This window comes from Hydrogenophaga sp. UC242_53 (assembly GCF_042696965.1).
GTDB lineage: Bacteria > Pseudomonadota > Gammaproteobacteria > Burkholderiales > Burkholderiaceae_C > Hydrogenophaga.
In genome coordinates, this window is the sequence record NZ_CP170552.1 from 3,515,884 (window position 1) to 3,527,993 (window position 12,110).

At 68.5% G+C, this 12,110-nt stretch carries 9 protein-coding genes and 4 pseudogenes; 7 read left to right on the forward strand and 6 right to left on the reverse strand.

The genetic code is table 11. The features are described from left to right. Window positions 1–28: 28 nt before the first annotated feature. From ACFJI0_RS17685 to ACFJI0_RS17700, 4 genes and pseudogenes are all read left to right on the forward strand, one after another. Window positions 29–1,111, forward strand: a pseudogene (locus tag ACFJI0_RS17685) (ornithine cyclodeaminase). Between the two features lie 47 nt (window positions 1,112–1,158). Next, window positions 1,159–2,222: pseudogene (locus ACFJI0_RS17690) on the forward strand (histone deacetylase family protein). A 176-nt stretch (window positions 2,223–2,398) separates the two neighbouring features. Further along, entirely contained in the window at window positions 2,399–2,971 is a 573-nt protein-coding gene (locus ACFJI0_RS17695; protein ID WP_382155019.1) for an RNA polymerase sigma factor, read from the forward strand. A 10-nt stretch (window positions 2,972–2,981) separates the two neighbouring features. After that, window positions 2,982–3,758: an anti-sigma factor domain-containing protein gene (locus ACFJI0_RS17700; protein WP_382321515.1), complete on the forward strand. Its 777-nt coding sequence runs from the start codon at window positions 2,982–2,984 to the stop codon at window positions 3,756–3,758. Between the two features lie 10 nt (window positions 3,759–3,768). On the opposite strand, the gene queF is transcribed toward ACFJI0_RS17700, so the two are convergent. The 6 genes and pseudogenes from queF to ACFJI0_RS17730 form a co-directional block, all read right to left on the reverse strand. Continuing rightward, on the reverse strand, window positions 3,769–4,620 hold the full coding sequence (queF, locus tag ACFJI0_RS17705; protein ID WP_382321517.1) for an NADPH-dependent 7-cyano-7-deazaguanine reductase QueF: 852 nt from the start codon (window positions 4,618–4,620) through the stop codon (window positions 3,769–3,771). Between the two features lie 7 nt (window positions 4,621–4,627). Beyond that, window positions 4,628–5,513 (reverse strand): annotated as a pseudogene (locus ACFJI0_RS17710) (2OG-Fe(II) oxygenase). A 16-nt stretch (window positions 5,514–5,529) separates the two neighbouring features. Then, on the reverse strand, window positions 5,530–6,306 hold the full coding sequence (yaaA, locus tag ACFJI0_RS17715; RefSeq protein WP_382325707.1) for a peroxide stress protein YaaA: 777 nt from the start codon (window positions 6,304–6,306) through the stop codon (window positions 5,530–5,532). A 94-nt stretch (window positions 6,307–6,400) separates the two neighbouring features. Next, a complete protein-coding gene (locus ACFJI0_RS17720) occupies window positions 6,401–6,991 on the reverse strand; it encodes a DUF3501 family protein (RefSeq protein ID WP_382321519.1) in 591 nt (196 codons plus the stop codon). A gap of 20 nt (window positions 6,992–7,011) precedes the next feature. Beyond that, a pseudogene (locus ACFJI0_RS17725) lies at window positions 7,012–8,363 on the reverse strand ((Fe-S)-binding protein). A 110-nt stretch (window positions 8,364–8,473) separates the two neighbouring features. Continuing rightward, entirely contained in the window at window positions 8,474–8,896 is a 423-nt protein-coding gene (locus ACFJI0_RS17730; protein ID WP_382321521.1) for a rubrerythrin family protein, read from the reverse strand. A gap of 306 nt (window positions 8,897–9,202) precedes the next feature. Here ACFJI0_RS17730 and ACFJI0_RS17735 point away from each other — a divergent pair, with 306 nt between their 5' ends. The 3 genes from ACFJI0_RS17735 (at window position 9,203) to ACFJI0_RS17745 (ending at window position 12,072) form a co-directional block, all read left to right on the forward strand. After that, complete coding sequence (locus ACFJI0_RS17735; protein ID WP_382154998.1) at window positions 9,203–9,817, forward strand: VOC family protein; 615 nt, start codon at window positions 9,203–9,205, stop codon at window positions 9,815–9,817. Window positions 9,818–10,150: 333 nt separating this feature from the next. Continuing rightward, a complete protein-coding gene (locus tag ACFJI0_RS17740) occupies window positions 10,151–11,887 on the forward strand; it encodes an FAD-dependent oxidoreductase (protein WP_382321523.1) in 1,737 nt (578 codons plus the stop codon). Further along, window positions 11,884–12,072, forward strand: a complete 189-nt coding sequence (locus ACFJI0_RS17745) for a DUF2783 domain-containing protein (protein ID WP_382321525.1) — start codon at window positions 11,884–11,886, stop codon at window positions 12,070–12,072. Before ACFJI0_RS17740 ends, ACFJI0_RS17745 begins: the two co-directional genes overlap by 4 nt. Window positions 12,073–12,110: the final 38 nt, after the last annotated feature.

Sequence of the window (12,110 nt, forward strand, 5' to 3'; positions counted from 1 at the left end):
CACTGAGGACATCACCCAAGGATTCCCCATGAAAGCCGCCACCTCGTCCTCCCTGCCCACCCTGTTCCTCAGCGCCCAGGATGCTGCGCAACCCTCGTCCACCGCCTGGGCCTGCCCGCCGCGCTGGACCGCCTGGCCGGCACCCTGCACGCCGACTACCTGCGCTGGCCCTCGTTCGACAAGTCGGCGCGCGTGCGCCAGCCACTCCACCGACGGCGTGATCGAGCTGATGCCGATCGCCGACGACACCACCTACGCCTTCAAGTACGTCAACGGCCACCCCAAGAACACCCAGAGCGGCCTGCCCACGGTGATGGCCTTCGGCGTGCTGGCCGAGGTGCGCACCGGCGTGCCCGTGCTGCTGAGCGAACTCACGCTCACCACCGCGCTGCGCACCGCCGCCATGTCGGTGGTGGCCGCGCGCGCGCTGGCCCGCCCCAACAGCCGCCGCATGGCGCTGATCGGCAACGGCGCGCAGAGCGAGTTCCAGGCCCTGGCCTTCCACCACCTCATGGGCATCGACGAGATCCGTCTGTACGACACCGACCCCGCCGCCACGCGCAAGCTGATGGACAACCTCGCGGGCCAGCCCGGCCTGAGGCTGCTCGCCTGCGACAGCATCGCCCAGGCGGTGCGCGGCGCCGACATCGTGACCACCGTCACCGCCGACAAGACCAACGCCACTATCCTCACGCCCGACCTGATCGAGCCCGGCATGCACATCAACGGCGTGGGCGGCGACTGCCCGGGCAAGACCGAGCTGCACCCCGACGTGCTGCGCATGGCCTCGGTCTTCGTCGAGTACGAGCCGCAGACCCGCATCGAAGGCGACCTGCAGCACCTGCCCGCCGACTTCGCCGTGACCGAACTCTGGCACGTGCTCGAGGGCAACGCCCCCGGCCGCGCCAGCGCGGCGCAGGTCACGCTGTTCGACTCGGTCGGCTTCGCGCTGGAAGACTATTCGGCCCTGCGCTTCCTGCGCGAGGTCGCGGGCGAGCTCGGCCTGGGCCAGGCGCTGCCGCTGATCCCCGCGCTGGCCGACCCGAAGGACCTGTTCGGCCTGCTGCGCCGGTCCGAGCCCCGGCAGGTGGAGCTGGCGCTGGCGGCCTGAGGCGGCCGCTTTCGCTACGATGGGCGTCCCCCATCGTTCGCCAGCGCATGAAAACCTTTCACAACCCCCACCACGCCGGCCACGCCGGCCAGCAGGAAATGTTTCGCGGCCGCATGGTGCCCTGCCATGAGGTGCCCGCGCGGCTGGACTTCGTGCTCGCCGAACTGCAGCGCCGCCCGCTGGGGACCCTCACCCCGCCGGCCGTGGACGCCGCCGCGCTGGACACCGCCATCGCCCGCGTGCACGACGCGCGCTACCTGGCTTTCCTGCGCCACCGCCTGGGACGACTGGGTGGGCGATGGACCCGGCCAACGCGCAGCGCGACGCCCTGCCCTCGGTGTGGCCGCTGGCCAACCGGCACGGCTTTCGCAACGACGTGTTGCCGCACAACTTCGCGGCGCGCCTGGGCCTGTTCTCCTTCGACTCCGGCTCACCCCTGACCGCCGGCACCTGGGCCGCCGCGCGCGGCGGCGCGGCCTGCGCGCTCGCGGCGGCGCAGGCCGTGGCGGGTGGTGATCGCAGCGCCTTCGCGCTCTCGCGCCCGCCCGGCCACCACGCGGGGCCTGATTTTCTGGGCGGCTACTGCTTCCTGAACAACGCCGCGATCGCCGCGCAGGCGCTGCGCGACGCCGGCCACGCCAAGGTGGCGGTGCTGGACGTGGACTACCACCACGGCAACGGCACGCAGACCATCTTCTACGAACGCGCCGACGTGCTCACGGTCTCCCTCCACGGCGACCCGGCGACCGAGTACCCCTTCTTCCTCGGCCACGCGGACGAGCGCGGCGCGGGCGCGGGCACCGGTTTCAACCTCAACCTGCCGCTGCCGCGCGGCACCGGCGTGCAGGCCTGGCGCGCGGCACTCGACACCGCCCTGCGCGCGGTGAGCGATTTCGGTGCGGATGCGCTGGTGGCGCCCCTGGGCCTGGACACCTTCGAGGGCGATCCGATCTCCGGCTTCACGCTCCAGACCGGCGACTACGCCGCCGTCGGCGCGGCGCTGGCCAGCGCGGGCCTGCCCACGGTGTTCACCTTCGAGGGCGGTTACGCGGTGGACGAGGTCGGCACCAACGCCGTCAACCTGCTCGAAGGCTTCCAGCGGGCGGCCTGAGCACCCGGCTGAATCCAGGCGCGCCCCGGGTGCGTATCCAGAGGGCCATGAAGCCCTCACCACCCCCTCAACGCCCCGACATTCCCCGCCCCACCGCGCGCGGTTCCCGCCCCGTGCTGGTGTGGAGCCGGCCCGGCAATGCCCCGCAGGAGCCCCCGCAGCCCCACAATGCGCGCATGAGCGACCAACCCGACGACACCCTCATCGCCCTGCTCGACCGCATCGCCCAGCGCGACGAGGCCGCGCTCAAGGGCCTCTACGACCTGGTGTCGTCCAAGCTCTACGGGTTGTCACTGCGCGTGGTGAACAAGCACGAATGGGCCGAGGACGTGCTGCAGGAAACCTTCCTGCAGATCTGGCGCTCGGCCGGCGACTACCGCGCCAGCCTGAGCCCGCCCATGGCCTGGCTCGGCCTGATCGTGCGCAGCCGCTCACTCGATGCCCTGCGCCGGCGCAGCGCCGAGCGCGCCCACCTCACCGACGAAATCGACGACGTGATGGCCGACACGATGGAGGGCACGTCTCCCAACCCCATGGACGTGAGCCTGGCGAGCCAGCAGGCCTGGGCGCTGCACCAGTGCCTGGGCCAGCTGGAAAGCCGCCAGCGCGAGGTGGTCAGCCTGGCCTACCTGCGCGACCTGAGCCACAGCGAGCTGGCCGAGCAGCTCAAGCTGCCGCTGGGCACGGTCAAGACCTGGATCCGCCGGGGGCTGGACCAGCTGCGCACCTGCATGGCGCGCTTCGCGTGAGGACCTCGCCATGAACCTCATGAAACACCCCGAACTGCTGGACCAACTGGCCGCGGCCCACGCGCTGGGCACGCTGCGCGGCGGCGCGCGCCGCCGCTTCGAAGCCATGGCGCGCGAACAGGCGCCGGTGCGCGCCGCCGCCCTGGTGTGGCAGAGCCGCGTGGCCAGCATGAACGAACTGCAGGCCCCGAGCGAGCCGGCCCCGGCGGTCTGGACGCGCATCGAGAACCTGGTGCGCGCCGACAACGACCAGCAGGCCATGGCCGCCGCGCGTGCCACCCCACCCAACGGCCGGGGCGGCTGGCTGCGCAGCCTGGCGCTGTGGCGCGGCGCCACCGCGGCCGGCGCCCTGGCCACCGTGCTGGCCGTGGTCACGGCCGTCGGCCTGCGCGACAACCTGGGCACGCGAATCAGCGAGCTGCAAGCCCAACTCGAAGCAACGCCGCAGGTGGAGTACGTGGCCGTGCTGCACGACGACCAGGCCAGCGCGTCCATGCTGGTCACCTTCGATCCCAAGAGCAGGAAGCTCACGCTGCAGCGCGTGAGCGGCTTCCAGGAAGCGAGCGACAAGTCGCTGCAGCTCTGGGCGCTGCCGCCGTCCGGCGGCCCGCGCTCGCTCGGCGTGCTGGGTCAGGAGCGCCTGCTGCAGCTCGCCGCTGGCGAGGGCGATGTGCGCGAGGTGCCGACCCTGGCGATCAGCCTGGAGCCCAAGGGCGGCGTGCCGAGCGAGCGCGGCCCCACCGGGCCGGTGCTGTTCAAGGGCGCGCTGATCCAGAAGATGCTCTGAACCAGCCGGCTCACTGCCGCGCGGTGCGCACGTTGGCCGGCGGCGATTGCGGGTGGCTGCTGCGCCAGGGGTTGATGTCCAGCCCGCCCCGGCGCGTGTAGCGCGCGTAAACCGTGAGCTTGGCCGGCTTGCAGCGCTGCCAGACATCCATGTAGATGCGCTCGACGCACTGCTCGTGGAATTCGTTGTGGTTGCGAAAGCTCACGATGTACTGCAGCAGGCCGGCCTGGTCGATCTGCGGGCCGCTGTAGCTGATCTGCACGCTGCCCCAGTCGGGCTGGCCGGTCACCAGGCAGTTGCTCTTGAGCAGGTGGCTCACCAGGGTCTCGGTCACGGGCTGCTCATCGAGCGCGGCCGAGAGCAGCTCGGGCGCGGGCTGGTACCGCGTGCACTCCACGTCGAGCCGGTCGATGGACAGGCCGCTGAGTTCGTGCACCGGCTCGCGGTCGAAGTGCTCGGGCAGCAGCAGCTTCACGCCGGCGCTGGCCTGGATCGGGCCGCCGTGCCAGATCGCGGCGCTCACGTCGGCGCGGATGCGGTCGCGCACCGCGTCGGCGCTCGGAAACGGCGTGTTGTTGAAGCTGTTGAGGTAGAGCTTGAACGACTTGCTCTCCACGATGTGCGTGCTCTCGCAGGGCACGGTGATGTGAGCCAGCGCGACCATGGGCTTGCCGCGCGGGTTGAGCCAGCTCAGCTCGAAGGCGGTCCAGAGGTCGGCGCCCAGAAAGGGCACGCTGCCGGTGATGCCGATCTCGCGCCGCTTGGTTTCGCGCGGCAGCGGAAACAGCAGCGAGGCGTCGTACTGGTCGACGTAGGCCGAGGCGCGGCCGAGCTGGGACTGTTCGGGGGTGTTCTGGGACATGAGAGTGTCAGATGAATTCGCGTTCGCGCAGCCACTTGGTGGCGACCCATTTTTCGCCCTCGATCACGGGCGCGCCGCCGTGCAGCGTGCGGGTGGAGGGGTGGGGCCGGTCGTAGCTGAAGAAGACGGCGTTGCCGCGCACCGGCGCCACCTCGAAGCCCACGTCGGGGAAGGTGGTGCCGCCGCCGCGCGCGGGCTCGTTGAGGTACATCACCAGCGTGCGCAACGCGCTGGCCGCCGCGCCGCAGGATGGTGGGCGTGCCCGGCTCGGCGGGATCGAAGTAGTCGTAGTGCGGCTTGTACTCGGCGCCGGGCTTGTAGTTGAGCACCTGGAAGCCCTCGCCGTTCTCCAGCGGCCAGTTCAGCAGCCGCGCGATGCGCGCCTCCACGGCGGCCACCTCGGGCGTCTGGCCCCGGGTGAAGAACATGCCGCTGCTGGTGCGGTCGGGGTTGAGCTCTTCGCCGCCGGTCTTGGTTTCCACCGTGAGCGAGCGCGCCAGGTGCGGGCGCGCGGATGCGATCAGCGCCTCGCACTCTTCGGCGCTCAGCAGGTTGCCCAGCACCACCACGCGCGGGTGGTTCAGCGTGGCGATCACGTCCACCAAACGGTCGCCCGCGTCGATCTGGCGCGGGGACTGGCTCAGAGCGAAGTCGGGCACCGGCACGCCCGCCGCGGTGGAAGCCGCATCGGGCTGGGCCGCAGGCGCGACCACCGGGGGCTTGGCGGCCTGGGCGCGCAGGTGCTCGCGCAGCGTACTCTCGAGCGCCGCCACGGCCACCGACTCCTGCCAGCCGGAGGACACCATGGAGGCCAGCACCACCTCGGGGGTGAAGCCGGCGGACGCCTGCTCGATGATCCAGCGGCGCAATTCGGGGGTGATGGTCTGGCTCATGTGTGTGTCGAGGCGGTCAGGCCTTCTGTTCGCGGCGGAACACCAGCCGGTCGGGCAAGGACGCGGCGGGCACGAAACGGTAACCCTCAAGGTCGAAGCCCTTGAGCTGTTCGGGCGTGGTGGCCCGGTGCGTCACAGCGTACCGCACCATCAGGCCGCGCGCGCGTTTGGCCATGAAGCTGATGACCTTATAGCCATCGGCCTTGCGCTCCTCGAAGGCGCAGGTGACCACACGCGGCAGCAGGGCCTTGCGGTCCACGGCCTTGAAGTACTCCTCGCTGGCGAGGTTGATCACCACCGGGCTCAGGTCGGCCTTGGCGCGCTGGTTGAGGTACTCGGCGATCTGGCGGCCCCAGAACTCGTAGAGGTTCTTGCCCCGGGCCGTCTTCAGGCGCGTGCCCATCTCCAGCCGGTAGGGCTGCATCCAGTCGAGCGGGCGCAGCACGCCGTACAGGCCGCTGAGGATGCACAGGTGCTGCTGCAGCCAGTCGAGTTCGGCCTCGCCCAGGGTCTTCGCGTCCAGCCCGCCGTACACGTCGCCGTCGAAGGCGAGCACGGCCTGCTTGGCGTTCTTCGCGGTGAATTTCGGGCGCCAGGCCTGGTAGCGCGCGACGTTCAGGCCCGAGAGCGCGTCCGACAGGTCCATGAGCTCGCCGATCTGCAACGGCGTTTTTTCGCGCAGCACCTCGATGAGTTCGGTCGAGTGTTTCACGAACAGCGGCTGGGTGTGGGTGGGCACGTGCGGGGGCGTCTCGTAGTCGAGCGCCTTGGCGGGCGAGATCAGGAAGAGCATGTCGGGCTGGAGGCGGGCAGGGCCGCAGAGGGAGGCGAACACGGAAGCGGCAAGGCTTCCCGGGGGAAGCCCTGATTATCCCCAACGGGCCGTGTTACTTCAGGTCACCGGCGAGAGACGCCAGCGTTTCCGGGGGCACTTGCAGGTGCGCCGGGTAGTGGGTGTGGTCGCAACCCAGCTTGACGGCCGCGCCGGCCAGCACCGCCGCGCGCATCGGGGCCGTGAGCTCGAAGCGCACGAAGTGCACGGCCGAGGTCTTTTCGTCGTTCTCGCGGTCCAGGTCCTCGTCGGCGATGGCGTACACACGGGCATGGCCCTCGACCTCGACGAACATGCGGTCTTCCACCCCGATGAGCCGCGCGAGTTCGCGCTTGCGCTCGTTGATGTCGATGTACTCGATCATCATCGTGGCCTTCCAGTTCGTGCCATCGGGCACCAGCGGCGCGTAGGCATCGATCTCCTGCTGGATGCCCTCCTCCTCGAAGATCTTCTCGATGCGCAGCATCTCCTGGATCTGGTAGCGCATGGTGGTCTCGCACTCGAACTGCAGGTGCAGGTGTTCGCCCAGCTGCACGCTGCGCAGCCGGCGGTGCGCCATGATCTCGGGCTTGTGCACCTTGCGCCACTTGGTGTAGGCCTCCAGGCTCATGAGGGAGTCGGCGGTGATGCGGCCGGTGAGTTGCATGGTGGGTGCTCCTTGCTTTCTTACTTCAGGCCATAGGCCCGGGCCACCAGGCTCAGCGGGTGCAGCAGTTCCGGCGCACCCAGGCCGTTGACCTCGAAGCCCTGCGCGATGTGGTGACCACCGAGCGGGCAGTCCGAGCTGATGACGTCGGGCTTCGCGCCGTCCTTCATGGTGGCCATGGCCTTGAACACCGGTTTGCCGATCTTCATGGCCTGCTGGTGGTGCGCCTTCTTCACGCCGAAGGTACCGGCGTGGCCGGAGCAGCGCTCGATGGTGTTCACCGTGGTCCCGGGCACCATCTTCAGCATCTCCTCGGTCTTGCGGCCGATGTTCTGCACCCGGCCGTGGCAGGGGATCTGGTAGCTCACGTTGCCCAGCGCTTGCGGGAACTCGGTCTTGAGCAGGCCGTCGCGCTTGCGCGCCATCAGGTACTCGAACGGGTCCCACACGCTCTCCTTCACGAGCTGGGTGTCGGCATCGTCGGGGAACATCAGCGGGATTTCCTGCTTGAACATCAGCGCGCAGCTGGGCACGGCCGCGAGGATCGCGTAGCCGTCCTTCGCGTACTTCGCGAGCACCGGGATGTTGGCCTCCTTGCTTCGCTGCACCGAGTCCAGGTCGCCCAGCTCCAGCTTGGGCATGCCGCAGCATTTTTCCTTCTCGACCAGGGTGTAGGGAATGCCGTTGTGGTCGAGGATCTTGAGCAGGTCCAAGCCGATGCCGGGCTCGTTGTAGTTGATGTAGCAGGTGGCGAAGATCGCGACCTTGCCCGGTGTCTTCTCCCCATCGACCACCTTCGAGGCGTTGGCTTCGGGCGCGCCCGAGCGGAACTTCTTCGTCGCGAGTTCGGGCAGCCAGGCGTCCTGGTCGACGCCGGCCACGCGCTCCATCAGGCCGCGCGCGGTCCTGGTGCGGTTCACCGCGTTGCGCGACCTGCACCACGATCGGAATGCCGGCGAACTGGCCGTGCACGTCGGTGGAGGCGAGGAAACGCTCGGCCAGGCCCACCTCGCCCTTCTTGAACTGGATCGCCTTGGCGCGCAGCATGGTGTGCGGAAAATCCAGGTTCCATTCGTGCGGCGGTGTGTAGGGGCACTTGGTCATGTAGCAGAGGTCGCACATGTAGCACTGGTCGACCACCTTCCAGTAGTCCGCCTTGGCCAACGCCATCCACCTCCATGGTGCTGCTCTCGTCGACCAGGTCGAACAGCGTGGGGAAGGAGCCGCACAGGCTCACGCAGCGCCGGCAGCCGTGGCAGATGTCGAAGATGCGCTCCATCTCGTGCAGGCACTTGTCCTCGTCGTGGAAGTCGGGGTTCTTCCAGTCGAGCGCGTGCCGCGTCGGTGCCTGCAGATTGCCTTCTGTGCGCATGGGGATGTCTCCTCGTCTGGTGCGAGTCGTTTCGTGGGTTTTTGAAAGGGCTCGGCCAAGCCCTTTCAAAAACGCTGTGCCGGTGGCACAGCGAGGGAATGGGGGCTTGCTCAGTCCACGAGTTCGTTCAGGGCCTTTTGATAGCGGTTGGCGTGCGAGCGCTCGGCCTTGGCCAGGGTCTCGAACCAGTCGGCCACTTCGTCGAAGCCTTCCTCGCGCGCGGTCTTGGCGATGCCCGGGTACATGTCGGTGTACTCGTGGGTTTCGCCGGCCACGGCGGAGGCGAGGTTGTTGCGGGTGGAGCCGATCGGCAGGCCGGTGGCCGGGTCGCCCGATTGCTCCAGGAACTCCAGGTGGCCGTGCGCGTGGCCGGTTTCACCTTCGGCGGTCGAGCGGAACAGGGCCGCCACGTCGTTCTGGCCTTCCACGTCGGCCTTGTTCGCGAAGTACAGGTAGCGGCGATTGGCCTGGGATTCGCCGGCGAAGGCGTCTTTCAGGCACTGCTCGGTTTTCGAGCCTTTCAATGCGGGCATGTGGTATCTCCTTGCTTGCGTGGGTGGAAGAAACGCCCATGAGGCCCGGACAACAGGCGCCGAACCTGACAGGACCTCCGCAACATACGCCCGCCGGTCAGCCAGCGTCCAATAGTTCTGGGCTATGCGGGGAATTGCCCTCGCCTATCCGTGAACGGGCGTTGATATCGGCGCTCAACAGGATCGACACCCTCGGTCGAAAGCATCAAACTGGAGTGCGCCGCAGGCCTATTGAATTACGATAAGAGAAATGCGTTGCATAATGGTGAATCACAGGCCCCGCTTTCGCCCATCCAGGAGACCGACATGCCGACCACCGCCACCCTGCCCCCGCCCGCGCCGATCCAGCAGCTGCACCACTATGCGTACCGTGCGAAGGACGCCGAGGAAACGCGCCGGTTCTACGAGGACATTCTGGGCCTGCCGCTGTACCACATCATCCAGAGCGACCATGTGCCGAGCACGGGCGAGTACTGCCCGTACACGCACTTCTTCTTCCGGCTGCAGGACGGTTCCTTCATCGCCTTCTTCGACCTGGGCGACGACGAGGCCGCGCTGCCCAGCCCGAACACGCCGAAGTGGGTGAACCACATCAGTTTCCGCGTGGACACGGTGGAGGAGCTGGAGAACACCAAGGCGCGCCTGGAAGCCGGCGGCATCGAGGTGCTGGGGGTGACGGACCACCACATCTTCAAGAGCATCTACTTCTTCGACCCGAACGGCATCCGCCTGGAACTCACGGCGCAGCTGGCCGACGAGTTCGAGATGCTCAAGGAGAGCAAGACCGCGCATGCGCGCCTGGCCGAGTGGACGGCGCGCAAGGAGCAGTGGCGCAAGGAACGCGCCGAGGGCAAATCCGCCGCGCCGCTGAAGCCGCAGCAGAACGACCGGCCGGAGGTGGTTGCGCGCGTCAAGGCCTGAGGGTTTTGGCTTTGGCGTTGGCCGGGTCCGGTCGGCGAAGGGTGGGCGAGGGGCTCCGCTCATGTCCCCCGAACCGGCTTCGCCGGTTCTCCTCCTTTACTTCGCTGCGCCCCTCACCCACCCTTCGCCGACCTCCGTGCGCACCAACAACTGCGGGCACTCAACGGTCACTCTGGCGCGGTGATGCCCGGTGCTCTGCGCAGCGGGGTAAAGGAGGAGGCGGCACCAGCCGCCGGGGGACACCCGCGGAGCAGAGTGCCGGGCGTCGCCGGGCCCGCGAGGTCATCGAAAGAGACAAGAAGACATGAAGACAACCCAAACAAGGAGCGATACATGTCACTGACGACATACCGCGAGACAGCCCACACCAACAACTACGAATTCACCAGCGGTGCGGGCTACGTGCTGCCCGAATACGAATTCGTGCCCCCACCCGAACTGAACAGCGAAGCCCGGGTCCGCCACCCCATCGTCATCGTGGGCGGCGGCATCACCGGCCTCACCCTCGCCTGCTCCCTCGCCCGCCTGGGCGTGAAAGCCGTGCTCATCGACGAAGACAACACCGTCGGCGTCAAAGGCGCCTCCTCGCGCGGCATCTGCTACACCCAGAAATCGCTCGAAATCTTCCAGCGCCTGGGCATCTTCGAACGCATCGCCGCCAAAGGCACCCAGTGGAGCGTCGGCCGCACCTTCGCCGGCGACGACGAGGTCTACAACTTCGACCTGCGCCAACAAGGCAACTTCCACCTCTCCAGCCAGCCGCCCTTCATCAACATCCAGCAGTTCTACATCGAAGCCTTCCTCGTCGACCGCGTGCAGGAACTTGGCGCCGTCGAACTGCGCTGGCAGAACCGCCTCACCGCCTTCGAGCAAACCGCCGACGCCGCCACCCTCACCGTGGAAACGCCCGCCGGCAGCTACCGCATCGAAGCCGACCACGTCATCGACGCCACCGGCTCCAACAGCCCGCTGCGCAAATGGCTCAACGTCCCCTTCGACTCGCGCCGGGGCGACGACCGCTGGTGCATCGCCGACGTGCGCTTCACCACCCACCCGCCGGCCGAACGCCACACCTGGATCGAAGCACCGTTCAACGAGAACCGCGCCGTCTGGCAACACCTCATGGCCGACGACGTCTGGCGCATCGACTACCAGATGGCCCCCAACGCCGACCCCGCCTACGTGAGCCGCGAAGACGTGGTGCGCGAGCGCCTGGCGCGCCAGTTCGGGCCCGACGTGGGCGTGGAGATCGTCTGGGTCGGCCCCTACGCCTACCGCAGCGAGTGCGTGCACGCCATGCGCCATGGGCGCGTCTTCCTCATGGGCGACTCGGCCAAGGTGGTCAGCCCCTTCGGCGCGCGCGGCGGCAACACCGGCGTGGCCGACGCCGACAACCTGGCCTGGAAACTCGCCGCCGTGCTGCGCGGCAAGGCCGACGCGGCCCTGCTGCAGAGCTACCAGGACGAGCGCCTGGAAGCCGCGCAGCAGAACGTGTGCGTGACCAACCGCACCGCGCGCTTCCTGCGCCCGGCCGACGGCAGCGAGCGCCTGTTCCGCCAGGCCGCCATCAGCCTGGCCAAGCAGTACCCGTTCGCGCGCAGCCTCATCAACACCGGGCGCATGGCCGTGGCCAACCCCTACAGCCAGTCCAGCGCGTGCACCTACGCAACCGGCAGCGCGGCCGGCCAGTCGGTGCAGAACGTGCCTTTCCAATGGGCCGACGGCACCCCCGGCCAGGTCAACGACCTGCTGAACTGGGCCCAGGGCGATCTGCTGGTGCTGGTGTTCGGCGACCTCGCGCCCGCCGCGCTGCAGCGCCTGCGCCGACTCTGCCTGGACGCGCCGGTGCGCAGCGTGCAGGTGCTCGGCACCGACGGCGTGCCCGCCCAGGCCCTGGAACACGTGCGCGACCCCAAGGGCCACCTGCAGGGGGCCTGCCATGTGTTCGGCCACGCCTGGGCGCTGGTGCGCCCCGACGGCTACCTCGCCGCCACCGGCGAAACCATCAACGCCCGGCTGGTCACGGCCATCGAGCGTTCCCTTGGCCTGCGCGGAGACAAAACCCCATGAGACAAGACCTGCATTTCCAGGACGCGGACGCGTTCTACGAACAGCTGCTGGACGCCCACGCCGGCCTCAGCCGCGAAGACGCCGAACTGCTCAACGCCCGCCTGATCCTGCTGCTGGCCAACCAGATCGGCGATGCGAAGGTGCTGAAAGCCTGCATCGAAGCAGCGAAGAGAACGCCTAGCTAAAATCAGGGTCCCCCTGCTCTCCCAGACGGCATCCTGCG

Excerpts from the sequence above, each read along its gene's own strand:
- ACFJI0_RS17695 (WP_382155019.1), top strand. The coding sequence starts at position 2,399 with ATGAGCGACCAACCCGACGACACCCTCATCGCCCTGCTCGACCGCATC.
- ACFJI0_RS17700 (WP_382321515.1), top strand. The coding sequence starts at position 2,982 with ATGAACCTCATGAAACACCCCGAACTGCTGGACCAACTGGCCGCGGCC.
- queF (WP_382321517.1), bottom strand. The coding sequence starts at position 4,620 with ATGTCCCAGAACACCCCCGAACAGTCCCAGCTCGGCCGCGCCTCGGCC.
- yaaA (WP_382325707.1), bottom strand. The coding sequence starts at position 6,306 with ATGCTCTTCCTGATCTCGCCCGCCAAGGCGCTCGACTACGAGACGCCC.
- ACFJI0_RS17720 (WP_382321519.1), bottom strand. The coding sequence starts at position 6,991 with ATGCAACTCACCGGCCGCATCACCGCCGACTCCCTCATGAGCCTGGAG.
- ACFJI0_RS17730 (WP_382321521.1), bottom strand. The coding sequence starts at position 8,896 with ATGCCCGCATTGAAAGGCTCGAAAACCGAGCAGTGCCTGAAAGACGCC.
- ACFJI0_RS17735 (WP_382154998.1), top strand. The coding sequence starts at position 9,203 with ATGCCGACCACCGCCACCCTGCCCCCGCCCGCGCCGATCCAGCAGCTG.
- ACFJI0_RS17740 (WP_382321523.1), top strand. The coding sequence starts at position 10,151 with ATGTCACTGACGACATACCGCGAGACAGCCCACACCAACAACTACGAA.
- ACFJI0_RS17745 (WP_382321525.1), top strand. The coding sequence starts at position 11,884 with ATGAGACAAGACCTGCATTTCCAGGACGCGGACGCGTTCTACGAACAG.